A 22,325-nucleotide genomic window follows, 5' to 3' on the forward strand; every position below is an offset into this window, starting at 1 on the left:
GACTTTTCAATCATGTCCACTTCATCCATTGCACGCATCTTTGCATTCTCCGGGGCCGCGCTGGTTGCCGGCCTGGCGCTGACCTTCGGGGTCAGCTCGGGCACCGTGCTGTCGCTGCTGACGCAGGCGACGATCTTTGCCATCTTTGCCCTGGGCGTGGGCCTGCTGCTGCGCCAGAACGGCATGGCCAGCTTCGGCCATGCGACCTACTTCGGCTCGGCCGGCTACATCATCGGCATTTTGCTGCAGCTCAAGGCGGTGCCGGCCGAAGCGGCCATCGTGCTGGCGGTGCTGGGCATCACGGGGTTCGCCTTTTTGCTCGGCCTGGTCATCGTGCGCGTGCCGGGCATTGCCTTCGGCATGCTGACGCTGGCCGTCGGCCAGATGTTCTTCCTCACCGCCAACCGCTCGCGCGGCCTGACCGGCGGCGCCGACGGCATGAACATCGAGTGGCCGGCCACGCTGTTCGGCTTTCCGATGTCCGCCATTGTCCAGCCGGGCAACATGTTCATGCTGAGCTGGGCCGTGCTGGTTGTCTGCATGGGCGGGCTGGCGCTGGGCCTGCACGGCCGCTTCGGCGCCATCACCGAGGCGGTGCGCGACAACGAGGAGCGCGCCCGCTTCATCGGCATCCGCACCCTGCTGCCGCGTGCCGCGCTGTTCGCGCTGTCGGCCGGCATCACGTCGGTGGCCGGCACCCTGACGGCGCTGAACACCGGCTTCGTGTCGCCCGAAAGCCTGCACTGGAGCGTGTCCGGCGTGGCGCTGATGATGGTTATCGTCGGCGGCTACAAGGCGCTGTGGGGACCGGCGCTAGGCGCCATCGTGTACTTCCTGGCCAAGGACGTGCTGGGCGACTACGCGAACCACTGGATGGCGATTTTCGGCATCGCGCTGATCACCGTCATCGTCTTTTCGCCGACCGGCCTGGCCGGGGCGCTGGGACGCCTGTTCAAGGGCAAACGCCAGCCCCGCGCGGTCGCCGCTCAAGCCACCCATCACACAGCACAAGCGACTCAGGCCGAACCGGCCAAGCCGTCGGCGCCCATGGCCCGAACCGCACACTGAAAGGAAATCCCCATGAGCGAATTTGTACTTCAAGCCGACGACGTGGCCATTCACTATGGCGGCGTCAAGGCCGTGGACGGCGTATCCCTGACGCTCAGGCGCGGCGAGATCCGCGGCCTGATCGGCCCCAACGGCGCCGGCAAATCGACCGTGATCGACGCCATCACCGGCCGGGTTCGCCTGACGCGCGGCAAGGTCCAGCTCGGCGGCCAGGACGTGACCGAACTCGGCCCGGTGGCGCGGCGCATGCGCGGCCTGTCGCGCAGCTTCCAGCGCACCAGCATTTTTGGCCAGATGCCGGTGCGCCGGCAGGTGGAGCTGGCTTCGCACAAGATGGGCGTGGCCGATTCCGGCGCCGACGCCGATGCCGTGCTGCGCGAACTCGACCTGATGCCGATGGCCGATGTCATCGCCGAAGACCTGGGCTACGGCGAGCAGCGCCGGCTCGATTTGGCGCTGGCGCTGGTGGGCCGGCCCAGCGTTCTGCTGCTCGACGAACCGATGGCCGGCCTGTCGGTGCAGGAATCGCACGACCTGGCGAAACACCTGAAGGCGCTGACCTCGCGCTGGAATGTGTCGGTGCTGCTGGTCGAGCACGACATGGACGTGGTCTTCGGCATTTCCGATGTCGTGACCGTTTTTGAACTCGGCCGCGTCATCGCCAGCGGCGAGCCGGCCGCCGTGCGCGCCGACCCGCGCGTGCGCGAAGCCTACCTTGGGAGCGCCGCATGACCGCCCTTTTGACTTTGGACAACATCAACGCCTTCTACGGTTCGGCCCACATCCTGCACGGCCTGAGCTTGAGCGTGAATGCCGGCGAGCGCGTGGCGCTGATCGGCCGCAACGGCGTCGGCAAGACCACGGTGGTCAACACCATTCTCGGGCTGGCCGCGCTCAAGGGCGGGCAGATCCACCTGGGCAAGCATGCGCTGCACAAGCCGCGCCCCTACATGGCCGCCCAGCATGGCGTGGTGGTCGTGCCGCAGGGCCGGCGCATCGTCGCCAATCTGAGCGTGGAAGAAAACCTGCAGCTCGGCGCCGCCGTGGGCCGCAAGGGGCACTGGAACGTGCCAGAGATCTACAAGCTGTTTCCCATTTTGCAGGAGCGCGCCCACACGCCGGGAACGGCGCTGTCGGGCGGCCAGCAGCAGATGCTGGCGGTCGGCCGGGCGCTGATGGCCAACCCTTCCTTGATCCTGCTCGACGAGCCGACCGAAGGCCTGGCCCCGGTGATCGTCGATCAGCTCGCGCGCATCTTCAACCAGGTCGCCGGCCAGGGAACGGCGCTGCTGCTGATCGAGCAGAACATGAGCCTGGTGGTGCGCGTGGCCGAGCGCTATTGCGCCATGGCCAAGGGCTCGGTGGTGGCCCAGGGCCGGGTCGAGAACACGCGCGAAAGCCTGAAAGACCTCGAAACCCATGTGATGGTCTGAGCCTTTTCCTTTTTTTTATTGAAGCAACGGCCGCCGGACCGTTTCCGGTGTCTAGAAATTGGAGACAAAACATGTTCAAGATGAAACCCCTTCAGCGCGCGCTCGCTGCCCTGGCCCTGGTCAGCGCCCTGCCCCTGGCGGCGATGGCGCAAGGCAAGGAGCCGGTCAAGGTCGGCCTGGTGTCGTCCAAGTCGGGCGTGTTTGCCCAGCAGGGCGAGGAAGTGATGCGCGCCGTGCAGTTCGCGATTGACGAGGCCAATGCCAAGGGCGGCGTCGATGGCCGCAAGGTCGAGGTGCAGAGCGGCGACGACGAGGGCACGCCAGACGCCGGTCGCCGCGTCGCCGAAAAGCTCGCCAGGGACGGCCACAACCTGCTGATCGGCGCGATTCCCTCGTCCATCTCGCTGGCGATTGCCCAGAACCTGGACCGCTGGGACGCGGCCTATTTCATCGTCGCCAGCAAGTCCGACAAGCTGACCGGCGACACCTGCCGGGCGCGCAGCTTTCGCACCAACCACTCGGACGCCATGGACATCGCCATGATCAACGAGTGGGCCAAGAGCCTGAAGGAAAAGAAATTCGCCGTGCTGGCCGCCGACTATGTCTGGGGCCGCGACTCGGGCGAATCCTTCAAGAAAGCCGCTGAAACTTCCGGCAAAAGCGTGCCGCTGAGCCTGTACGTGCCAATGGGCACCAAGGACTTCTCGCCCTACATCGCGCAACTGAAAGATTCGGGCGTGGACGCCATCTGGGTCGCCGAAACCGGCCGCGACGCGATTGCCTTCGTCAAGCAGGCCGAGGAGTTCGGCCTGATTCCCAAAACGAAGCTGATCGGCCACTCGCTGATCCAGAACTTCATGATCAACGGCACCGGCAAGGCGCTCGAAGGCACGCCGGGCACCACGGCCTACACGCCGGACATCGACAGCCCGCGCAACAAGGCCTTCGTGACGGCCTGGAAAGCCAAGTTCAACCGCCTGCCGACCGACAACGAAGGCCAGGCCTACAACGGCGCGCAGGTGATGTTCGACGGGGTGAAGCTGGCCAAGAGCGTCAAGCCCGCCGATGTCAGCAAGGCCCTGCGCGGCGCCCAGCTCGACACCCTCTACGGCAACCTGACGATGCGCGCGGCCGACAACCAACTGCTGCTGCCCAACTACGTGGGCCGCGCCAAGGTGGTCGATGGCGTGCTGCGCCCGGTGGTGGAACACACCTTCCCGCCATCGATCATCCCCGCGCCTTCGCCGCTGTGCAAGATGTAAGGGCCGTTCATGCCGCATATCCAGATTGACTACACCGCCAACCTGGCGGACGCGGTGATCACGGGGCGGCTGGTGGACAGGGTTCACCAGGCCGCCGTCGATTCAGGCATCTTTCCGGTCTGGGGCATCCGCACCTTTGCGCAGGCCATGGGCGAGTACCGCGTGGGCAATGGCGAAGCCGGCAACGGCTTCGTCAATGTCACCGTGCGCATCGCGCCGGGGCGCAACCTGGCCCTGCGCCAGCGCATCAGGCAGGAACTGTTTGGCGCCGTGCTTGCCGCCATGGGGCCGCTGTTTGACAAGCACCGGCTGGGCTGCCAGCTGGAGGTCACCGAATTCGACGCCGATACCAGCGTCTATCAAAACAACCTGGCCACGACCGATGACCCCGCAGAGCCCATCGTCTGCCGGCCCGCGCCATGACGCAGGAGAAACTCCCCATGAAACGTGTGCTGATCACCGGAGGCAGCGGCTTTCTGGGCGCCTGGATCATCCGCCGCCTGAACGCCAGGGGCCTGGAAGCGCGGGTGTTCGACATCCATGAGCGCCGGCAGACGGTGGCCGCCATTGCCGGCGACGTGGCGCACCAGCTCGACTGGCGCGTGGGCGACATTGCCGATGGCGATGCGGTCAGCCAAGCGATGCAGGGCTGCGACGGCGTGATCCACCTGGCCGGCGTGCTGACGCCCGACTGCGCCGCCAACCCAGTGCGCGGCGCACGGATCAACCTGATCGGCACGCTCAATGTCTTCGAGGCCGCGCAGGCCGCAGGGGTCAGGCAGGTGGTCTATGCCAGTTCGGCCGGCGTCTATGGCCCGCTCGATGCGCGGCACCCCTTTCCGATGACGCATTACGGCGCCTTCAAGCTCGCCACCGAAGGCTCGGCGCGGGCCTACTGGCATGACCGGAGAATCGCCAGCATCGGCTTTCGGCCCTTCGTCGTGTACGGGCCGGGGCGCGAAACCGGCGTCAGCGCCGGCCCCAGCCTGGCCTGCCGGGCTGCTGCGCGCGGCGAAGCCTGCACCTTGGGCTACACCGGCGCGGCCGGGCTGGTTTACGTGGACGACGTGGCGCAGGCGTTCGAGCAGGCGCTGCTCACGCCCGCGCAGGGCGCCAGCGTCTATAACCTGATCGGACAGACCGCCACGGTCGATGAAGTCATGGCCGAAATCCGCCGCCAGGTGCCGGGCGCCCGCCTGCAGGCCGAAGGCCCGCCGCTGACGATTGCCCCCGGCCTGAGCGAGGAAGGGCTGGAGCAGCTCTTGCCCGGGCGCCAGATCACCTCCCTGGCGGACGGCATCGCGGCCACGCTGCGGCACTACCGGACGGCTTGAGTGCGATCAGCCGTGGCTCAAGATGCTACCAAAACAATAGCTGTTTATGCCCGCCAGTATTGCGCAAAGCCATGATTTACTCCTATTATTTAATCGTGAAGCGCGTGTCGGACGCCATGACGCAGTATTGACATCTCCTATGGAAAAACACTCATGACCTCGCCTTCTTCACTTCATGCCCTCGTCACCGGCGCCACAGGCGGAATTGGCCGGGGCATCTGCCTTGCGCTGATCGAGCAGGCGCGCAAGGACGGCGCGGCCATCCACATTGCAGCCGCCGCCTCGCAGTCCGGCGACAAACTGGAAAGCCTGCTTGGTGAATTAAGGGCGGCCGGCGCCACCGCCAGCGGCGTGACCGGCGACATCACCGACCCGGCCCAGTGCGCCGCCCTGGTGGCCCAGGCGCAAGCCAGCGGCGGCGACCTGACGGCGCTGGTCTGCAACGCCGGCGCTTCCGGCCCCGGCCAACTCGCCGATTTGCCGGTCGCCCAGTGGGACACCACCTTCAACCTCAACACCCGCTCGGCCTGGCTGCTGGCGCAGGCGGCCCGTGACTCGCTGGCGCGCACGCGCGGCAGCATCACCGCGATTGCCTCGATGTCGGGCTTGACGCCGCACCCCGGCTATGGCGCCTACTCGGCGGCCAAGGCAGCGCTGATCATGCTGTGCCGCCAGCTGGCGCAGGAATGGGCGGCCGACGGCATCCGCGTCAACACCGTCTGCCCCGGCATGATCCGCACGCCGCTGACCGAAGCGGTGTACCAGGATGCGGACACGCTTTTGAAACGGCAAGCGCTGGTGCCGCTGGGCCGCATCGGCCGGGCCGAAGACGTGGGCGCAGCGGTGGCTTTTCTGGCCAGCGCGGGCGCAAGCTACATCACCGGCCAGAACCTGGTCGTGGACGGCGGCATTTCGGACCACATGCTGGCGATGATTCCGGGCCGGCCCGGGAAGCCGCCGGTGGGGCTGGTGGGCGGCTGAGTTGGTTTTTGCTTCCAAGCCACGATCTCGGGTTGCGATACATCAGGCTGTGGCGATTCATCGCCCCGGCGAGCACCGTCACGGATGGCCGCGCTGGGCTTGCCATGATTTAACAAGGCGGGAACGCTGGCAAAGGTGGATTTTCAGTTTCGGAGTATTCGGGTCCAGGCCACGAGACAGCAGTTGCGCCCAACGACGACAGCTTTAGACTGGCTGCTGACCTTCGCGCCGCTCTTAAGCAGTCGTTAACGCCTAAGTTAGGCTGCACGACCGGCGCCCACCGTTTGAATTCACTCAAGCCCAAGAAGATTGCTGACCGATTGCTCAAGCATTTCGATTAGCTCGGGATCCATGAACTTGTATTCGTCCGGAATGTCCAGAACATGGATTGGCTTGTTTTCGAGTAGCCGAGTGAACTCTGCCGCTAGCCTGGACTTATGCTTTTCTTCCATAACGAGGATGACATTGGCCCATCGAATGTCTTCGATTGAAACTTTATGGCGGGCATTTGGGCTTGTTCCTGCTGAGCGAGCCGCGACCTTTGGGTGTTTCCGCCAAAGTTGTTCCGCAGTTGGGCTGCGCCATTGATTTCTACTGCAGATGAACAGCACGTTGACCTTCTTGTCCAACTTTGACATTACCTCTTCTTGTATGAGCTGCTTTTCTGTTGTTCGTGGATAGTCGATCCCAAGCTGCTGCGCACGAGCAAGCTTGACGGATCGTGTGTACAGGTTCTTCCACTGCTTTTCTCGTGGGAGATCATCTTTGCTCGACATGCGGAGACCTTTTGAAGCCTAACGTCGAAGCCAAGCGGGGCCGCAGGCGTCCGACTTGGGCGACCAGTTAAAGAACATGCTGTCTTAGCGCGCTGGCAAAGCTTTCGACGCAATTGCGCCACTCGGGAATATAGCTTTGGTCAATTTTGAAGCCCCCCGACAAAACGGCCGAAGTACTTTCATCGAAGAACTCGTATTGGCCGTCGATACCTCCCATTGTTTCCATGGACAAAGAAAGAACGATGCCCCGCTCGGCACATGCCAATCTAGCAATGCCGGCTTGACCCACATTTTCATAAAGGGCACCGAGCTGCTTTGAAAAGTTGTCAAGGTCACCGACTTGAAGCCAAGCCTCAAAGTCGCCCTTGAAACCACCGGCCTGAACCTCAACGCGAACCCGAGCCCAGTCTTCGTCGTCCGCGCGGCGCAGTGCTTTCAGTTCGACACGAAATGTTGACGTCCTGAGTTGCATGTGCTTTAACGCAATTTAGCCGATCGCCTATCTTGGCATTCTCAAGCTAGACGACGAAATAAACCGGAAACCCACCCGTTGATGCCGAAGCCCCTCAAGCGGTAAGGCCCATGCCGCCTGGGTTTGCGGTCAATTTCACCAGAAGTTGAATTCATTTCCATCCCTTTGAACCCTGTCGCCTATCCTGGCGAAATTTGGTTAACGTCGAGTTCACTTCTTTCGACGCGTTTCATTTGGTCAGAACTATAGCCCAGTGAACCTTGCGCCTGGATGTCGGCTCCCGCTGCACCTGAGACATTCAATCACGCGGGTCAGGCCGGCGGTTGAGCCTGTTTCCACTTCAAGCCACGGGCTCAACCTGGCAGGTTTTTTTGTTTTGCCCGCAATAATGCACGCATGAACCTCACCCACCGCACCCTGCGCCGCGATGAAATGCCGGTTGTGATCGAGATGGCGGCCCGTGAGGGCTGGAACCCGGGCTTGCACGATGGCGACGCTTTTCATTCGGCCGACCCGCAAGGCTTTCTGGTTGCTGAATCTGCTGGCCGTGTCCTGGGCTGCATCAGCGCCGTCTCGTATGGCGCAGCGTTCGGCTTTATTGGCCTGTTCATCGTCGCGCCGGACTGGCGCGGGCAGGGTATCGGCCGCTCGCTCTGGGACGCCGGCATGGCCCGGCTGTCGGGGCGCGTCGTGGGTCTCGATGGCGTGCCGGCCCAGCAGGATTACTACCGCCGCAAGGGCTTCGAACTGGCCTGGCAGAACGTGCGCTTCTCGGGGACGGCGCAGCCCCGGGCCGCAGTGCCCGACACCCGGATCGGCCCGCTGGCGGCGATTGATTTCGCGTCCTTGTGTGCTGATGATCGCCGTGTTTTCCCGGCCCCGCGCGAGGCGTTTTTGCGCGCCTGGATCGACATGCCCGATGCCTGCGGCCTGGCCTGGACAGAGCAGGGGCGCATGGCCGGCTGGGGCGTGATACGGCCCTGCCGCGAAGGCTACAAGATCGGCCCGCTGGTGGCCGACCGCGCCGACATCGCCAACGCGCTGTATGACGCGCTCAGCCAGCAGGCGCCGGCAGGCAGCGCGGTGTTCCTGGATGTGCCCATGCCCAATACCGGCGCGCTGGAACTGGCCCACAGGCAGGGCTTGCAGCGCGTCTTCGAAACCGCCCGCATGTACCGGGGCGCGGCGCCGGCTTGCGCCATCGAGCGGGTCTATGGCATCACGAGCTTTGAGCTGGGCTAAGCCTTGCCTGGCAGTGCGGCGGGCGATTGCATACCGGCCGATTGCCCGGTGGCACTGCCCATCCGGGGCAAAGCCATCAGGCCCAAGTCGATGAAAACCACCCCCTGAGCCTCACAAATCCAGCACCAGCCTCGGCGTTTTGGCGCGTGAGCAGCACGGCGTGAACTGGTCGTTGGCGGCTTGTTCCTCGGGCGTGAGGTACATGTCCTTGTGGTCCGGGATGCCTTCAATCACGCGGGTCAGGCAGGTGCCGCACACGCCTTGCTCGCACGACACCTGCACGTCCACGCCCGCATCGGCCAGGGCCTGCACCACGGTCTTGTCGCTGGGCACCATGACGATGCGGCCGGAGCTGGCCAGCTGGACCTCGAAGCTGGCGTCGCTGTCGGATTTTTCCACCGTGCCGGCGAAGAACTCGTAATGCAGTTGCGCCTCGGGCCAGCCTTGCGCCTGCGCCGTGTTCAGCACGGCATCCATGAAGCCTTTCGGCCCGCAGACATACAGATGCACACCGCTGGCCGGGGTGCTCAGCAGCGCTGGAATGTCCAGCTTCTGGCCGGCCGCGCCATCGTCGAAGTGGAAATGCACTTTGGGCGCAAAACCGGAGCCGGCAATGCGCTGGTGAAATGCGGTGCGCTCGGGTGAGCGGGTGCAGTAGTGCATCTCGAAGTCGGCGCCGGTGTTGGCCAGCCGCTCGGCCATGCACAGGATGGGCGTCACGCCGATGCCGCCGGCCAGCAGCAGGTGGCGCTGGGCGTCGTGCGCCAGCGGAAAGTGGTTATTGGGCGCGCTGATTTGCAGCACTTGGCCTTCGGCGACCTGGTCATGCATGGCCCGGGAGCCGCCGCGCGACGCCGGGTCGCGCAGCACGCCGATCAGGTAGCGGTGGCTTTCAGTGGGGTCATTGCACAGCGAATACTGGCGGGTCAGGCCGCCGGGCAGATGCACGTCCACATGGGAGCCGGCGGAAAAGGCGGGCAGCGGTCCGCCCTCCTCGGCAACCAGCTCGAAGGTGCAGATGTCCACGGCTTCCCGCTGCTTGCGGGCGACGCGCACGGAGATTGTGGAGGTCATGCTCATGCTTGATTCCTTACGCGGTGGCCGTTGCACTGGCTGAAGCAGCGCCGGCCGCCTGCTCCTCGGCCATGATGCGGTCCAGTATCTTGCGCGACTGCACGCCGCCAGCGTCGATATTGAGCTTGAGCAAGGCGCGCTCCGGGTAGTCGAGCAGGTTTTGCTGCTGGCGCTGGAGCATTTCCAGGTCTTCACTGAAAATTTTGCCCTGGCCTTCGCGGATGGTGGCCGTCAACGCCTTGTCCCTGGGGTTGAACTTGCGCGCCATGCCCCAGAAATACCAGATCGAGGTTTCGGTTTCGGGGGTGATGAAATCAACCACGATGCTGTAGGCCTTGTGGTCGGGCGGGGCGTCGTAGCCGCCCATGCCGGCATGGGCCACGCCGACTTCGATCATCACATGGCTGGGCGGCGTGAAGCGGCAGATCTGCCAGCGGTCCACCGGCACGTCGTCGGCCAGGTTGTTGCCGCGCAGGGCCAGCTTCCAGAACGGCGGCGGCATGATGTTTTCCATGAACCGGCTGGTGACCACCTCGTCGCCATTGACGGTGGTCTTGCATGGCACTTCGTCGATTTCCTTCTGGCCGATGCTGCCCGAATGCACATAGGTTTCGTGCGTCAGGTCCATCAGGTTGTCGATCATCAGCCGGTAGTCGCAGTGGATATGGAACATGCCGCCGCCGTAGGCCCACTCGGGGTTTTCGTACCAGTCCTGGTGGGGAATTTTTGCCGGGTCAGCCTGCGCGGCATCGCCCGGCCATACCCAGATGAAGCCGTAGCGTTCTTCCACCGGGTAGCTGCGGATTTGCGGAAAGCCGCGCACGCGCTGGCCGGGCATGGCAATCGTCTTGCCGTCGCAGCCCATCTCCAGGCCGTGGTAGCCGCAGACCAGCTTGCCTTCGCTGACAAAGCCGAGCGACAGCGGCGCGCCCCGGTGCGGGCAGAAGTCTTCAAGCGCCGCCACGCGGCCTTCCTGGGCGCGGTAGAACACGATGCGCTCGCCGCAGATCTTGCGGCCCAGCGGCTTGTCGTCGATGTCCTGCGGGGTGCAGGCGACATACCAGGTGTTTTTGGGGAACATGATGTTGGACCTTTCTTGAGGTAGATAAAGACAGAGGGGTCGGCTCAAGCCCGGGCGACACCCAGCAGGCGGTCTAGCAACTCAGGCTGCTCGCTCAGGGCCTCTGCGCTGCCGCTGTGCACCACCGTGCCGTGGTCGAGCACCACGGCACGGTGGCTGATCGCCAGGATGGCCTGCGGATGCTGCTCGACGATGATGGCCGACAGGCCCTCGTCGCGGGTGATGCGGGCAATCGCGCGCAGCAGCTCCTCGACGATGATGGGCGCCAGCCCTTCGAGCGGCTCGTCGAGCAGCAGCAACTTCGGGTTGAGCACCAGCGCGCGGCCGACAGCCAGCATCTGCTGCTCGCCGCCCGACAGCTGCGTGCCCAGGTTGGTCTTGCGTTCGGCCAGGCGCGCAAACATTTTGTACACCCGGTCCGGGTTCCAGGGGCCGGGCCGGGCCACCGCCGTCAGGTTTTCATGCACCGTGAGTGACTTGAAGATGTTGCGCTCCTGCGGTACCCAGCCGATGCCGGCCGCCGCGCGCTCGTGCGAAGCCAGCTTGTGCAGGGCAATGCCGCCCAGCGAGATGCTGCCGCCATGCTGGCGCGTGGCGCCGGCCAGCGTGTTGATCAGCGTGGTCTTGCCGGTGCCGTTGCGCCCGAGCAGGGCCAGCGTCTGGCCTTCGCCCAGCGACAGAGACACATCGTTCAGCACGACGGCCTGGCCGTAGCCGGCGCGCAGGTTTTCAACTTTAAGGAGTTCAGCCATGGTGCGCCTCCTCGCCATGGCCCAGGTACACCGCCTTGACGCGCGGGTCGTTGGCGATTTCCTCGGGCGTTCCCTCTGTCAGCAAGGTGCCGTTGACCAGCACCGTCATGAAGTTCGCAAAACTAAACACCAGGTCCATGTCGTGCTCGATCAGCAGCACCGACACCTCGGCGGGCAGCGCGGCCACGGTTTGCAGCAGTTCCTCGCGCTCGCCGGCGGGCACGCCGGCCACCGGCTCGTCGAGCAGCAGCACGCGCGGCTCGCAGGCCAGCGCAATCGCGATTTCCAGCAGCCGGCGCTTGCCGTAGGCCAGCACGCGCGTCGGCTGGTTCATGACCTCGGTCAGGTGGAACTGCGCCAGCAGCTGCTCGCAGCGCTCGGCGACCTGTTTGTTGCGGCCCAGCGCCTGCCACCATTTCGTTCCCAGCCCCCGGTGCTGCGACACCGTCAGCGCCAGGGTTTGCAGCGGCGTGAGCGAATCAAACAGCTGGTTGATCTGGAAGGTGCGCACCATGCCGCGCTGCACCCGAAGGTAGGGCGCCAGGCCGGTGATGTCCTGCCCTTCGAGCGTGATGCGGCCCTCGGTCGGCTGCAGCACGCCGGTCAGCAGGTTGATCAGCGTGGTCTTGCCCGCGCCGTTGGGTCCGATCAGCGCATGGCGCGCACCCTTTTTCAGGTTCAGCGTGACGTTGTTGGTGGCGGTGATGCCGCCAAAGCGCATCACCAGCCCTTGCGCGGACAGCACCGTATCGGCGTCGTTGCGATGTATTTGATCAGTGCTCATGACTTGCCTCCGCGTGAAAACCAGGTCCACGGACGGATCAGCCGTTCACGGCCGACCAGCACCAGCACCACCAGAAACAGGCCAATCCAGAACGTCCAGTACTGCGGCGTGATCGACGACAGCGCATCCTGCATCAGCTTGAAGACGATGGCGCCCGCCACGCCGCCATACAGCCAGCCGGTGCCGCCGATCACCAGGATCAGCATCACGTCGGCCGAGCGGTGAAACTCGAACAAATCCAGCGACGCAAAGCCGGTGGTCTGCGTCATCAGCGCGCCAGCGGCGCCCGCAACGCCGGCAGCCAGCGTGTACACCACGGCCAGCTTGCGGTTGACCGGAATGCCGATGGCCATGGCGCGCAGCCGGTTGTCGCGAATTGCTTTCAGCGTCGCGCCGAACGGCGAATGCACCACCCGGCGCAGCAGCACGAACAGCGCCAAGAGCACCGTCAGCGAATACCAGGCGGCGGTGCGCCCGGCCAGGTCGAACTCGAATGTCCCGAGCAGCGGCCCCATGACCACGCCCTGCAGCCCGTCGGCGCCGCCGGTCAGCCAGTCCAGCTTGTTGGCCAGCTCCAGCAGGATCAGGCCGACGCCCAGCGTGACCATCAGCCGCGTCAGGTCGCTGCCGCGCATGATGGTGAACGAGCAGGCCGCGCCCAGCAGCGTCGCCGTGACTATGCCCACGGCCAGCCCGACCAGTGGATCGGGCATGACCAGCTTGGCGAACAGCGCGGCCGCATAGCCGCCCATGCCGAAGAAGGCGGCATGGCCGAGCGAGACAATGCCGGTGTAGCCCAGGATCAGGTCCAGCGACACCGCGAACAGCGCGACGATGGCGATTTCATTGATGATCGAGGCGTGGCTGGGCACCAGCAGCGGCGCGGCAAAGGCCAGCAGCCACAGCACCGGCTCCCAGGGTCTGAAGCGGCTGTCGTTCAGCAGCGATTGTTGTGGGGCGTTCATGTCACTTGCCTCCCTTGCGCACAAAGAGGCCTTGCGGGCGCCAGATCAAAATGGCGATCATCAGGCTGTAGACGATGAAGGCACCCAGCTTGGGGATGTAGTACTTGCCCGCCACGTCGGCAATGCCCAGCAGCAGCGCGGCCAGCAGCGGCCCGGTGATCGACGAGGTGCCGCCCACGGCCACGACGATCAAAAAGTACACCATGAACTTCAGCGGAAAGCTCGGGTCCAGCCCCAGCACCTCGGCGCCCAGCGCGCCGCCCAGGCCGGCCAGGCCCGAGCCCACGGCGAAGGTCGTGAGAAACACCATGTTGACATTGATGCCCAGTCCGGCGGCAACGCGCTGGTCATCGACCGAGGCGCGCAGCCGACTGCCAAAGCGCGTGTAGCCCAGCACATACTGCAAGCCCACGGTCAGCGCCGCGCACACGGCAATGATGAACAGCCGGTAGTGCCCCATGCCCAGCATCCAGGCGCCGCTGCCCAGTTCGGTGCGGCCCTTGAGCCATTCGGGCAGCTGGATGATCTGCTGCGTCGAGCCGACGAAGTAGTCCACGCTGGCCACCGCCATGAAGACCAGGCCAATGGAAAACAACACCTGGTCCAGGTGCGGCTTGTGGTACAGCGGGCGGTACAGCGTGCGTTCGAGCACGCCGCCCAGCAGCGCCGAGCCGATGAAGGCCAGCGGCAGGCACAGCAAAAACGGCACGCCAAAGCGCTGCATCAGCAGCACCGTGATGTAGCCGCCGGCCATGGCAAAGGCGCCGTGCGCCAGGTTGATGAAGTTCATCAGCCCCATGGTGACCGCCAGGCCGACCGCAAGGATGAAGAGCAGCATGCCGTAGGCAATACCGTCAAAAAGGATGGTCAGCATGGGGTGAAGATGCAGCCGCGCTTACTTGGCCTTGCCCGGATCCTTGACGTCCTTGATCACGTCGAATTCCACGTTGTAGAGCTGGCCGTCTTTCTTCTCGACCTTGCGCAAATAGATGTCCTGCACCACATCGCGCGTCTGCGCGTCGATGAACATCTTGCCGCGCGGGCTTTCGAAAATCTGGCCCTTCATGCCGGCCAGCAGCGCATCGCCGCCGCCCTGGCCCTTGCTGGTTTTCAGGGCTTCGTAGATCACGCGCATGCCGTCATAGCCGCCAACGGCCATGAAGTTCGGCCGCAAACCCTTGTTGGCTTTTGAAAAAGCCTCGACAAACTTCTTGTTCATGGCCGACGGATGGGCCGCCGAATAATGGTGCGAGGTGACCACGCCCACCGCCACATCGCCCATGTCGTTGAGCTGGTCGTCGTCGGTCACGTCGCCGGTGCCGATCAGCTTGATGCCGGCCTTGTCCAGGCCACGCTCGGCAAATTGCTTCATCACCGCCGCGCCCGCGCCCGACGGCACGAACACAAACAGCGCATCGGGCTTGGCATCCCGAACCTTCTGCAGAAACGGCGCAAAGTCAGGGCCACGCAACGGAACCCGCAGCGCTTCAGTCACCTGGCCGCCGTTGAAGATCAGGCGTTCCTTGAAATACTTTTCGGCGTCAATGCCGGGGCCGTAGTCCGACACCAGCGTGACGACCTTCTTGATGCCGTTCTTCGGCGCCCAGTCGGCCAGCGCGACAGATGCCTGGGGCAGCGTGAAGCTGGTGCGCACGATATAGGGCGAGGCCTGCGTGATGCTCGACGTGGCCGCCGCCATCACCACCATCGGCGTCTTGGACTGGGTGGCAATCGGCGCGGTGGCCAGCGCCGAGGGCGTGATGCCGAAGCCGGCCAGCACATTGACCTTGTCATTGACCACCAGTTCCTGCGCCAGGCGGCGCGTGGCGTCGGGCAGCGAGGTGTCGTCCTTGACGATCAACTGGATTTTCTTGCCGGCCACGGTGTCGCCGTTTTGCGCCATGTACAGGCGCGCGGCGGCCTCGATCTGCCGGCCCGTGGTGGCCTGCTGGCCGGTCATCGGCAGGATCAGCCCGATCTTGAAGGTGTTGTCCTGCGCCAGGGTGGCCGTGGCGGTGAAGGCCACGGTGGCCAGGGCGATGGCATGAAGGAAAAAGCGCTTTTGCATGGTGGTTGTCTCCAAAAAAATCGGGGGTTCAGGGTTGCTGCGGGTCCGGTGTTGACGGGCGCGTGTCACGCAGACCATTCCTTCAGGCTTCGCTTGCGGATCAGGCGCACGCCGGGCATGTGCTCGTTCTGGGGATTGCGCACGGCTTCGCGCAGGTTGCGCTTGGCCAGGCGGGAGTGTTCGCGCATGATGGATTCGGCGCGCGCGCCCTCGCGGTTTTCAATGGCGTCGAGCACCTCGCGGTGCTGGTCCTGCGCCACGACGAGCATGTCCCTGGCCTGCGGCGAGTTGGCCTGCACGACCACAAAAGCTGAAGCCGAGGCAAACGGCAGACTGGAGACACGCTCAAGCTCACGGCGCATGAACGGACTGCCCGACAACTCGCCCAGCAGGGTGTGGAATTTTTCATTGAGCACCACATAGCGAGAAAAGGCATCGTCGTTGAGCGCCGCTTCCCGCAGCAGGTCATCGACCTGGCGCAGGCATTCGCGGGCTTCCGCCAGCACCACCGGCGCCACGCCGCGCTCGGCGGCCAGCCGCGCAGCCATGCCTTCGATGGTGCCGCGCAGCTCGATGGCATCGGCCACGTCGCGTTCCGAGAAAGTGCGCACCGCGTAGCCGCCGTTGGGCAAGGTCTCCAGCAGGCCCTCCTGCTCCAGACGCATCAGCGCGGCCCGGATGGGGGTGCGCGAAACGCCAAGCTTTTCGACAATGGAAAGCTCGGCAATGCGGGCGCCGCCCGGCAACTCGCCGGCCAGAATCATCTCGCGCAGCCTGAGTTGCGCCTTGACGACCTGCGAGCCGCCCTCTTCCGGCATCTCGGCCGCCGGCGGGTCTGATGGAATGCTCATGGCCGGCCTCCAGCCATCCGAAGCATCAGGGGCATAGGCAAGGGCGCCGCCATGCCTGGAGCCGGGTCGTCAAGACAGACCCGGCGCAAAAGAAGAAAAGACGAATTCCAGCCATTCATGGATACGCAGTGTATACAGGAACTGGCATTTATCAACGACAAACCGCCTATTTAAGGGTATATACCGACGCTGCTGTATTCAATTGCGATGCTGCGCCCGGTAAAGCGCAGCCATGTCAGGGGTGTGGTGAATAGGCCGAACGACTAACGAAAGGCACTTTACTTAACCTAGGGTTTACCCTATACTGCAGTGCAACATAGCTCTACTTTCAAAGGATAAGCCGTTATGACCATCACCGCACTGCAAACCAAAAACTTCACTCACGACCAGTTCCAGCATGCAGGCAATGCCCTCCATTCGCTGGCTGCATCGGTTGCAAAATTGGTGACGACACTGTGGTCTGCGGCCATGCCGAGCCGTCAGCTTGTGCCCACGGTCCTTACCGCGCGGCAGGAAGCCGACCAGTTGCGCGCCATGGCTGACGATGTACAAAGGAGCGATCCCCGCTTTGCCCAGGATCTCTACGCCGCCGCTGACCGCCACGAACGGGCAGCCCGCTCTGAATAGAGGCGAAGCGAAGCGCATCGCAATCCGGGCTTGACCCGCGCCTTTGCAGGCAGTCGATCAAGCCCGGGTTGACGATGCAAATCCAGTCAGGCCGTTTCCAGCGCCAGCACCGCAGTCGCCGTATTTGAAATCGGGATGTGGTAGTTGCCCGTCACGCGGCGCACCTTGGAGCCGCCTGCCGCCGCCAGTGCGCCGCGCATCGCCACCCACATCAGCAGTTCAACGCCCTGGGTGCCGGTTTTTTCCACCAGCTCATGCACGCTGAACTGCGTAATCCACTCGGGGTTGGACTCAAGACTGTCCAAGAACTGAAGGTCGAATTCCTTGTTGATGAAGCCGGCGCGCTCGCCGTCGAGCTGGTGGCTCAGGCCGCCCGAGGCAATTACCGCGACCGTCTTGCTGCTGTCCCAGGACTTGATGGCCTCGCCCACGGCCTTGCCCAGGGCATACACCCGGCCCGGCTTGGGCAGCGGAAACTGCACGGTGTTGATGCACACCGGCACCACCGTGACCGGGCAGTCGCCCTCGGGCCAGAACAGTTTCAGCGGCAGCGTGCAGGCATGGTCCACCAGCATTTCCTGGCAGGTGACGATGTCGAATTCCTTCTCGACCAGAGTGTTGATGATGTGCCACGACAGGTCCAGCTCGCCCTTGAACGGCGGCAGCGTCGGAATGCCCCAGCCTTCGTCGGCATTGTTGTATTCAGGCGCGGCACCGACGGCGAAGGTCGGCATCTTGTCGAGGAAAAAATTCAGGCCGTGGTCGTTGTAGAACATCACCACCACGTCGGGTTTCTTCTCGCCCAGCCAGTCGCGAATCGGCGGAAAGCCGTCAAAGAACGGTTTCCAGTACGGATCTTGCTGCAGCCCCTTGTGAATCGCGCCGCCGATGGCCGGAATGTGGGACGTGCCGAGGCCGCCTATGAGTTTTGCCATGTTGTGTTCTCCTGGATGTTGTTGTGGGTTTACTGGCCGGCGGCGATGAGCCGGGCCTTGAATTCGTCCTTGGTCAGCCCGGTCTGCTGGGCGCCGATGTCCTGCATGTCGAGCCCGAAGATGCCGGCGAACTTGGCCAGGTAGTAGGCGTTGCCGCCGGCCGCAATCAGCTGCAGCACATTGCGCGCGCGAATGGCGGCGGCCTGCGTTTCGTTCAGGCCGTACTGGCGCATGTAGGCCTCTTCGTCCGCCTTGAAGGCGTTGCGGTTGTCCGCCGAGTTGAACGAAAAGCACATCTTGTTCAGCGCGTAGCCTTTTCGGGCCTGTTCGCCATCGAACTGCGTGGTGCCGGGAATCTTGGGAAGATTGGAAATCCTGGGTAACGGGTTGCTCACGGGGTGTCTCCTTTAACAAGCTTGATGTGTATCAAGCCCGCAGTATTCCCGCCCCATTGCCAAAGATAAACCGATGAATGATCATAGGATTCATGAGCAAATTCGATTGGTCCAACCTGGATGCCCACCTGTTGCAGCTGCTGGTGGCGGTGGTGGAAACCGGCAGCATCACCGGCGCGGCGCAGCGCCTGGGCGTCACACAGTCGGCCGTCAGCCATCTGCTGGACAAGCTGCGCGGCATCATTGGCGATCCGCTGTTCGTCAAGCGCGGCCGGGGCATCGTGGCCACCGCGCGGGCCGAAGACCTGGCGGGCCAGGCGCGCGAGTTGCTGCGCCAGCTGGAGCGTTTCGCGCAGTCGGGCGAGTTCGACCCGGCGCGCTGGCAGACCACCTTCACCATCGCCGCCAACGACTTCCAGCGCGACCTGCTGCTGCCGCCGCTGATGGCACGCCTATACGCCCAGGCGCCCGGCGTGGCGCTGCGCGTGATTCCGTCCGGCGTGCCGACGCTGGAGATGCTGCGCCACGCGCACTGCCAGCTCGCCATCAGCCCGCGCCCGCCCGAGGGCAGCGACATCCTGCAAAAGCGCCTGTTCGAGACGCGCTACCGCGTGTTTTACGACCCCGCCGTGCGCGCCGCGCCGCAGGGCATGGACGAGTACCTGGCGGCGCGCCACATCACCGTGGTCTATGAGCCGCGCCGCGCGCTGGACCTGGACCAATGGCTGGCCGGGCGCGGCGTGCAGCGCCGCTTCGCCGTGATGGTGCCCGGCTTCGCCGGCCTGCCCGCCTTCATGCACGGCAGCGACCTGCTGGCCACCGCGCCGGGCCTGCTGCAGACGACCGTGCTGCGCGGCCTGGCCAGCGCCGAGCCGCCCATGCCCTGCCCGCCCATGCCGATGTACATGATCTGGCATGTGCGGCACCAGCATGATGCGGCGCATCGGTGGCTAAGGGGGCAGCTGGAGGCGGGGGTGGCGGCGGTGCAAACGGAGACTGCTGCGCGGTAACAGCCGTGCTGGCCGTCGGGAGGAGCGCCATTTTCCATTGTGAACAGCCGCTACGTCCATTTTTCACGTCAAATCGGCCTCCTGCGCAAGCTGGATATGCGCAAGCAGCTATCAAATAAATAGCAAAATCTTCATACAGCGCTGGCAGGTAGAAGTGCCCTCTTTGGCAGTCCAGACGGCCTGGGCGTTTTTTTGATCTCCCCAACCCTGCGAAATTTCGCCTTTTGCACAGCTTCCATGCAATACAAGACCGGGAAACTGGAAAATACCGGACTTTTTCGTTAAAAATCCCAACAACCTAACTTGGGGCATTAAATTACCATGAGCGCTTTTAACGAAGAACGTGTGCTGAGCGTCCACCACTGGACCGACAAGCTGTTCACCTTCACCACCACCCGCGACCCTTCGTTGCGCTTTAGCAACGGGCATTTCACCATGATCGGCCTGCGCGTCAACGGCAAGCCGCTGCTGCGCGCCTACAGCATCGTCAGCGCCAACTATGAAGACCATCTTGAATTCCTGAGCATCAAGGTGCCCGACGGCCCGTTGACCTCGCGGCTGCAGCATATCCAGGTGGGCGACAGCATCGTCGTGGGCCGCAAGCCTACCGGCACCCTCTTGATTGACTACCTGCTGCCGGGCAAGCGCCTGTATTTGCTGTCCACCGGCACCGGCCTGGCGCCATTCATGAGCATCATCCGCGACCCGGCCACCTATGAAGCCTTCGAGCAGGTCGTGCTGGTGCATGGCGTGCGCACGGCCGACGAACTGGCTTACCACGATCTGGTGACGGAGCACCTGCCCCAGCATGAGTTTTTGGGCGAGATGCTTTCCAAACAGCTGCTGTACTACCCGACGGTGACGCGCGAGTCCTACCGCACCATGGGCCGCGTCACCGACCTCATGGAAAGCGGCAAGATGTTTGAAGACCTCAAACTTCCGGCGCTCGATGCGGCCCATGACCGGGTGATGATTTGCGGCAACCCGCACATGCTCAAAGACCTCAAGCACATGCTGGAAAAGCGCGGCTTCAAGGAGGGCAATACCTCCAGGCCCGGGGATTTCGTGATCGAGCGTGCTTTCGCGGAGCAGTGAATCGCCGCCCGGCGGGATCACCGTTCAGGCCGGAAAAAGCACCCGCACTTCCAGCCCCGGATGCGCGTTGCGAACGGCCGGGCTGCCGCCATCCCTTAGCGCAAACTTCACCCTTGCGAACAGGCAACTCCAGCCCATCCTTTCAGCATTTCCGAACGAGAGATCCATCCTGTTCATCGGTCATCAGATGTCTAGCAAGCCGCGCAACAGCGCGCCCAGCCATGCGCAGGCCCGCTCCGGTTCTGCGGCATTCATCTCGCTGGGCAAAACACCGGGCTGCATCGGATCAGCCTGCGCCCACAGCAGCGCAGCAACAAGGTCGCGGCCGGGCTCGTCGAGGAGTGCACGCATGTCGTACCCCAGCATGCGCGGGCCGGCCAACTCGTACTCGAAGTCATCGCCTAGCGTCCAGTCCAGGAACTCTTCCCAGAGCCGGGCTTCGTTGGGCGCGCTCAGGTAGTGGCGCAGGATCAATTGAAGATCGTGTGCGTCTTTGCGCGGGGAACGGTAATGCCGGTCTTGCCAGCAGACGATCTTGAGCAGCGCAAGTCCGGGCAGGGACACCACCCTGGACTGCACGTTGCCGGGCAACACGATGGGGTGTGCCGTGGCAAGCGCTTCGCGAAAACCAAACACATCCATGACCACATCGCCACGCGGCGGCCAGGCAATGGTCCGATCACGCGTCTCGATACTGCCAAACGGAACCAGATCAACCGGCAAACCATTTTGGTGCCGCAGCCGGTGCGCAACCGTCGCCGAGGCTTGAAAGGCGCCGCTGGCGGTCAAGCGCTCCTTCAGCGCGACAAAGGCGGCCCAATCAGGAACGGCCAGGCCGAAGTCGATGTCTTCGGTTTTGCGCTGCATGTCGATGCCGTAGCCGTACAGCAAGTGCAGGTCGCGGGCAAAAGCGCCCGTGATGACGATGGCTATGCCCATCGGGGCCGCCACCGCCTCGACATCGGCCACCACACGGGCATGCAGCGCCAGTTCAGGCCGCAGGGAAAAGTCGAGCAAGGCAGCGGTCATAAATCATTTCTGCAGTTTCAAGGCACCGGCTGTCGCCCGTGGCCAGCAGATCGGCATAGACCAGTGCCGGCGGCACGATGCCGGGCTGCCCGTCGGCGGGCAATGTCCCCCAGAACGGCTTGCGCAACTCGACCACGCGGCCGTCAGCCAGCGTTGCGCTGGCGTTGATCACGCGCTGCATGCGCTGCTCCACCAGGAGTCGGGCGGGCATCTTTTCGGCATACAGCGTGAGTACGCCCGGCCGCAGATGCTGTACCAGCAGCCGGGCGGCCGCCTCGCCCCCCCACAGCGCCTGGGCCGGCTCGATTTCCCAGTCTTCCCATGCATCAAAGCTGGGGGTGGCGTAGATAGCCTGCAGGGTTTTGGGGCGCAGCCGGCGTGCGTAGTCCAGCGCCCACGCATCCAGAAAACGCCGGGTGGTGTTCAGGCGGCGCTGTTTGCCTTGCACCAGCAAGTGACCGGCCTGCTGCAAATCGGCCAGCACGGCCGGAATCGCGCCCAGCGCCACGCCGGCCACCGCTGCAATGGCACGGTACGGCGCCACAGCCAGCGCCGGGTTGCAGATCAAGGCGAACTGCACTTTCAGCCCGGCGTTGGCGAAAGCTTTTCCCACCGTGGCGGCCACCGGCTTGTCCTTCAGCTTGCGTCCGGTGACATACACCAGCAAGCCCGGGTTTTCCAGGTAAGCATTGCCTGCGGCATCGGCAAACGGCTGCTTTTGCCCGCGCAGTTTCTCGGCCATGGGCGTCGAAAAGCAGTCCGTGACCAGCAAGCCCGGCAGGCCGGTCATTTCGGCGGCATGACGCATCTGCGCGGTGGCAGCTCCCAATGTGGCTGGCGTGAGCATGCGCTTGACTTCCACCGTATAAGTCATCTGCGCATCGCCCTTGCCCACGCGCAGACAGCCATCTCCCCAGGATGGGGACATATCTTTCAGCGGCTGAAGAATGCGCGCGTCAAGCCCCAACTGCTGCAAAGCGGTGGCGGCACGCTCGATCAGGCCGGCTTCATTGATGGATTCATGGTTTGCGTACATGGCCAGATTATGAACAGAATCCACTTCTTGTTCAATATTTATCACTGTTCATAAA

At 64.0% G+C, this 22,325-nt stretch carries 25 protein-coding genes; 11 read left to right on the forward strand and 14 right to left on the reverse strand.

The features are described 5' to 3' along the window. Window positions 1–12 precede the first annotated feature (12 nt). From PNAP_RS13555 to PNAP_RS13585, 7 genes are all read left to right on the forward strand, one after another. On the forward strand, window positions 13–1,068 hold the full coding sequence (locus PNAP_RS13555; protein ID WP_011802093.1) for a branched-chain amino acid ABC transporter permease: 1,056 nt from the start codon (window positions 13–15) through the stop codon (window positions 1,066–1,068). A gap of 12 nt (window positions 1,069–1,080) precedes the next feature. Beyond that, window positions 1,081–1,800, forward strand: coding sequence for an ABC transporter ATP-binding protein (locus PNAP_RS13560; protein ID WP_011802094.1), 720 nt, complete (start codon window positions 1,081–1,083; stop codon window positions 1,798–1,800). Continuing rightward, window positions 1,797–2,501 (forward strand): ABC transporter ATP-binding protein, encoded by a 705-nt coding sequence (locus PNAP_RS13565; protein ID WP_011802095.1) that lies wholly within the window; start codon window positions 1,797–1,799, stop codon window positions 2,499–2,501. Before PNAP_RS13560 ends, PNAP_RS13565 begins: the two co-directional genes overlap by 4 nt. A 71-nt stretch (window positions 2,502–2,572) precedes the next feature. Then, window positions 2,573–3,763: an ABC transporter substrate-binding protein gene (locus PNAP_RS13570; protein ID WP_011802096.1), complete on the forward strand. Its 1,191-nt coding sequence runs from the start codon at window positions 2,573–2,575 to the stop codon at window positions 3,761–3,763. A 9-nt stretch (window positions 3,764–3,772) separates the two neighbouring features. After that, window positions 3,773–4,186 carry a 5-carboxymethyl-2-hydroxymuconate Delta-isomerase gene (locus tag PNAP_RS13575; protein ID WP_011802097.1) on the forward strand — a complete coding sequence of 138 codons (414 nt, stop codon included), beginning with the start codon at window positions 3,773–3,775 and terminating at the stop codon, window positions 4,184–4,186. Window positions 4,187–4,203: 17 nt separating this feature from the next. Then, entirely contained in the window at window positions 4,204–5,097 is an 894-nt protein-coding gene (locus tag PNAP_RS13580) for an NAD-dependent epimerase/dehydratase family protein (protein ID WP_011802098.1), read from the forward strand. Between the two features lie 153 nt (window positions 5,098–5,250). After that, window positions 5,251–6,078, forward strand: a complete 828-nt coding sequence (locus PNAP_RS13585) for an SDR family NAD(P)-dependent oxidoreductase (RefSeq protein ID WP_011802099.1) — start codon at window positions 5,251–5,253, stop codon at window positions 6,076–6,078. A 290-nt stretch (window positions 6,079–6,368) separates the two neighbouring features. On the opposite strand, the gene PNAP_RS13590 is transcribed toward PNAP_RS13585, so the two are convergent. Both PNAP_RS13590 and PNAP_RS13595 read right to left on the reverse strand, forming a co-directional pair. Continuing rightward, entirely contained in the window at window positions 6,369–6,854 is a 486-nt protein-coding gene (locus PNAP_RS13590; RefSeq protein WP_408633718.1) for a low molecular weight protein tyrosine phosphatase family protein, read from the reverse strand. Window positions 6,855–6,921: 67 nt separating this feature from the next. Continuing rightward, the gene (locus PNAP_RS13595; RefSeq protein ID WP_011802101.1) at window positions 6,922–7,326 is read right to left on the reverse strand and encodes a WapI family immunity protein; all 405 of its coding nucleotides are present in this window, start codon (window positions 7,324–7,326) and stop codon (window positions 6,922–6,924) included. A gap of 396 nt (window positions 7,327–7,722) precedes the next feature. On the opposite strand from PNAP_RS13595, the gene PNAP_RS13600 reads away from it, so the two are divergent. After that, window positions 7,723–8,568: a GNAT family N-acetyltransferase gene (locus PNAP_RS13600; RefSeq protein WP_011802102.1), complete on the forward strand. Its 846-nt coding sequence runs from the start codon at window positions 7,723–7,725 to the stop codon at window positions 8,566–8,568. A gap of 111 nt (window positions 8,569–8,679) precedes the next feature. On the opposite strand, the gene PNAP_RS13605 is transcribed toward PNAP_RS13600, so the two are convergent. From PNAP_RS13605 to PNAP_RS13640, 8 genes are all read right to left on the reverse strand, one after another. Then, window positions 8,680–9,648 carry a PDR/VanB family oxidoreductase gene (locus PNAP_RS13605; protein WP_011802103.1) on the reverse strand — a complete coding sequence of 323 codons (969 nt, stop codon included), beginning with the start codon at window positions 9,646–9,648 and terminating at the stop codon, window positions 8,680–8,682. A gap of 10 nt (window positions 9,649–9,658) precedes the next feature. Further along, entirely contained in the window at window positions 9,659–10,723 is a 1,065-nt protein-coding gene (locus PNAP_RS13610) for an aromatic ring-hydroxylating dioxygenase subunit alpha (protein WP_011802104.1), read from the reverse strand. 44 nt (window positions 10,724–10,767) lie between these two features. After that, window positions 10,768–11,475 (reverse strand): ABC transporter ATP-binding protein, encoded by a 708-nt coding sequence (locus tag PNAP_RS13615; protein ID WP_011802105.1) that lies wholly within the window; start codon window positions 11,473–11,475, stop codon window positions 10,768–10,770. Further along, the gene (locus PNAP_RS13620; protein ID WP_011802106.1) at window positions 11,468–12,259 is read right to left on the reverse strand and encodes an ABC transporter ATP-binding protein; all 792 of its coding nucleotides are present in this window, start codon (window positions 12,257–12,259) and stop codon (window positions 11,468–11,470) included. Before PNAP_RS13620 ends, PNAP_RS13615 begins: the two co-directional genes overlap by 8 nt. Continuing rightward, entirely contained in the window at window positions 12,256–13,224 is a 969-nt protein-coding gene (locus tag PNAP_RS13625) for a branched-chain amino acid ABC transporter permease (protein ID WP_011802107.1), read from the reverse strand. Before PNAP_RS13625 ends, PNAP_RS13620 begins: the two co-directional genes overlap by 4 nt. Before the next feature lies 1 nt (window position 13,225). After that, window positions 13,226–14,098 carry a branched-chain amino acid ABC transporter permease gene (locus tag PNAP_RS13630; protein WP_011802108.1) on the reverse strand — a complete coding sequence of 291 codons (873 nt, stop codon included), beginning with the start codon at window positions 14,096–14,098 and terminating at the stop codon, window positions 13,226–13,228. A 21-nt stretch (window positions 14,099–14,119) separates the two neighbouring features. After that, on the reverse strand, window positions 14,120–15,292 hold the full coding sequence (locus PNAP_RS13635; RefSeq protein WP_011802109.1) for an ABC transporter substrate-binding protein: 1,173 nt from the start codon (window positions 15,290–15,292) through the stop codon (window positions 14,120–14,122). 65 nt (window positions 15,293–15,357) lie between these two features. Next, window positions 15,358–16,143 (reverse strand): GntR family transcriptional regulator, encoded by a 786-nt coding sequence (locus PNAP_RS13640; RefSeq protein WP_011802110.1) that lies wholly within the window; start codon window positions 16,141–16,143, stop codon window positions 15,358–15,360. Between the two features lie 345 nt (window positions 16,144–16,488). Here PNAP_RS13640 and PNAP_RS13645 point away from each other — a divergent pair, with 345 nt between their 5' ends. Then, the gene (locus PNAP_RS13645; RefSeq protein ID WP_011802111.1) at window positions 16,489–16,770 is read left to right on the forward strand and encodes a hypothetical protein; all 282 of its coding nucleotides are present in this window, start codon (window positions 16,489–16,491) and stop codon (window positions 16,768–16,770) included. A gap of 86 nt (window positions 16,771–16,856) precedes the next feature. Here the strand turns inward: PNAP_RS13645 and PNAP_RS13650 are convergent, their stop codons facing one another. Together PNAP_RS13650 and PNAP_RS13655 are read right to left on the reverse strand one after the other, a co-directional pair. Continuing rightward, window positions 16,857–17,705: a class III extradiol dioxygenase family protein gene (locus PNAP_RS13650; RefSeq protein WP_011802112.1), complete on the reverse strand. Its 849-nt coding sequence runs from the start codon at window positions 17,703–17,705 to the stop codon at window positions 16,857–16,859. A gap of 29 nt (window positions 17,706–17,734) precedes the next feature. Then, the gene (locus PNAP_RS13655) at window positions 17,735–18,100 is read right to left on the reverse strand and encodes a protocatechuate 4,5-dioxygenase subunit alpha (RefSeq protein ID WP_011802113.1); all 366 of its coding nucleotides are present in this window, start codon (window positions 18,098–18,100) and stop codon (window positions 17,735–17,737) included. A gap of 92 nt (window positions 18,101–18,192) precedes the next feature. Between PNAP_RS13655 and PNAP_RS13660 the strand changes: the two genes are divergently transcribed. Further along, on the forward strand, window positions 18,193–19,110 hold the full coding sequence (locus PNAP_RS13660; RefSeq protein ID WP_011802114.1) for a LysR family transcriptional regulator: 918 nt from the start codon (window positions 18,193–18,195) through the stop codon (window positions 19,108–19,110). 321 nt (window positions 19,111–19,431) lie between these two features. Further along, window positions 19,432–20,205, forward strand: coding sequence for a ferredoxin--NADP reductase (locus PNAP_RS13665; protein ID WP_011802115.1), 774 nt, complete (start codon window positions 19,432–19,434; stop codon window positions 20,203–20,205). A gap of 183 nt (window positions 20,206–20,388) precedes the next feature. Here the strand turns inward: PNAP_RS13665 and PNAP_RS13670 are convergent, their stop codons facing one another. Then, window positions 20,389–21,234, reverse strand: coding sequence for a nucleotidyl transferase AbiEii/AbiGii toxin family protein (locus PNAP_RS13670; protein WP_049763688.1), 846 nt, complete (start codon window positions 21,232–21,234; stop codon window positions 20,389–20,391). Next, window positions 21,197–22,270, reverse strand: a complete 1,074-nt coding sequence (locus tag PNAP_RS13675) for a type IV toxin-antitoxin system AbiEi family antitoxin (protein ID WP_011802117.1) — start codon at window positions 22,268–22,270, stop codon at window positions 21,197–21,199. The genes PNAP_RS13670 and PNAP_RS13675 overlap by 38 nt, the downstream gene beginning before the upstream one ends. Window positions 22,271–22,325 lie beyond the last annotated feature (55 nt).

This window comes from Polaromonas naphthalenivorans CJ2, assembly GCF_000015505.1.
GTDB classification, from domain to species: Bacteria; Pseudomonadota; Gammaproteobacteria; order Burkholderiales; family Burkholderiaceae_C; genus Polaromonas; species Polaromonas naphthalenivorans.

Excerpts from the sequence above, each read along its gene's own strand:
- PNAP_RS13555 (WP_011802093.1), top strand. The coding sequence starts at position 13 with ATGTCCACTTCATCCATTGCACGCATCTTTGCATTCTCCGGGGCCGCG.
- PNAP_RS13560 (WP_011802094.1), top strand. The coding sequence starts at position 1,081 with ATGAGCGAATTTGTACTTCAAGCCGACGACGTGGCCATTCACTATGGC.
- PNAP_RS13565 (WP_011802095.1), top strand. The coding sequence starts at position 1,797 with ATGACCGCCCTTTTGACTTTGGACAACATCAACGCCTTCTACGGTTCG.
- PNAP_RS13570 (WP_011802096.1), top strand. The coding sequence starts at position 2,573 with ATGTTCAAGATGAAACCCCTTCAGCGCGCGCTCGCTGCCCTGGCCCTG.
- PNAP_RS13575 (WP_011802097.1), top strand. The coding sequence starts at position 3,773 with ATGCCGCATATCCAGATTGACTACACCGCCAACCTGGCGGACGCGGTG.
- PNAP_RS13580 (WP_011802098.1), top strand. The coding sequence starts at position 4,204 with ATGAAACGTGTGCTGATCACCGGAGGCAGCGGCTTTCTGGGCGCCTGG.
- PNAP_RS13585 (WP_011802099.1), top strand. The coding sequence starts at position 5,251 with ATGACCTCGCCTTCTTCACTTCATGCCCTCGTCACCGGCGCCACAGGC.
- PNAP_RS13590 (WP_408633718.1), bottom strand. The coding sequence starts at position 6,854 with ATGTCGAGCAAAGATGATCTCCCACGAGAAAAGCAGTGGAAGAACCTG.
- PNAP_RS13595 (WP_011802101.1), bottom strand. The coding sequence starts at position 7,326 with ATGCAACTCAGGACGTCAACATTTCGTGTCGAACTGAAAGCACTGCGC.
- PNAP_RS13600 (WP_011802102.1), top strand. The coding sequence starts at position 7,723 with ATGAACCTCACCCACCGCACCCTGCGCCGCGATGAAATGCCGGTTGTG.
- PNAP_RS13605 (WP_011802103.1), bottom strand. The coding sequence starts at position 9,648 with ATGAGCATGACCTCCACAATCTCCGTGCGCGTCGCCCGCAAGCAGCGG.
- PNAP_RS13610 (WP_011802104.1), bottom strand. The coding sequence starts at position 10,723 with ATGTTCCCCAAAAACACCTGGTATGTCGCCTGCACCCCGCAGGACATC.
- PNAP_RS13615 (WP_011802105.1), bottom strand. The coding sequence starts at position 11,475 with ATGGCTGAACTCCTTAAAGTTGAAAACCTGCGCGCCGGCTACGGCCAG.
- PNAP_RS13620 (WP_011802106.1), bottom strand. The coding sequence starts at position 12,259 with ATGAGCACTGATCAAATACATCGCAACGACGCCGATACGGTGCTGTCC.
- PNAP_RS13625 (WP_011802107.1), bottom strand. The coding sequence starts at position 13,224 with ATGAACGCCCCACAACAATCGCTGCTGAACGACAGCCGCTTCAGACCC.
- PNAP_RS13630 (WP_011802108.1), bottom strand. The coding sequence starts at position 14,098 with ATGCTGACCATCCTTTTTGACGGTATTGCCTACGGCATGCTGCTCTTC.
- PNAP_RS13635 (WP_011802109.1), bottom strand. The coding sequence starts at position 15,292 with ATGCAAAAGCGCTTTTTCCTTCATGCCATCGCCCTGGCCACCGTGGCC.
- PNAP_RS13640 (WP_011802110.1), bottom strand. The coding sequence starts at position 16,143 with ATGAGCATTCCATCAGACCCGCCGGCGGCCGAGATGCCGGAAGAGGGC.
- PNAP_RS13645 (WP_011802111.1), top strand. The coding sequence starts at position 16,489 with ATGACCATCACCGCACTGCAAACCAAAAACTTCACTCACGACCAGTTC.
- PNAP_RS13650 (WP_011802112.1), bottom strand. The coding sequence starts at position 17,705 with ATGGCAAAACTCATAGGCGGCCTCGGCACGTCCCACATTCCGGCCATC.
- PNAP_RS13660 (WP_011802114.1), top strand. The coding sequence starts at position 18,193 with ATGAGCAAATTCGATTGGTCCAACCTGGATGCCCACCTGTTGCAGCTG.
- PNAP_RS13665 (WP_011802115.1), top strand. The coding sequence starts at position 19,432 with ATGAGCGCTTTTAACGAAGAACGTGTGCTGAGCGTCCACCACTGGACC.
- PNAP_RS13670 (WP_049763688.1), bottom strand. The coding sequence starts at position 21,234 with ATGACCGCTGCCTTGCTCGACTTTTCCCTGCGGCCTGAACTGGCGCTG.
- PNAP_RS13675 (WP_011802117.1), bottom strand. The coding sequence starts at position 22,270 with ATGTACGCAAACCATGAATCCATCAATGAAGCCGGCCTGATCGAGCGT.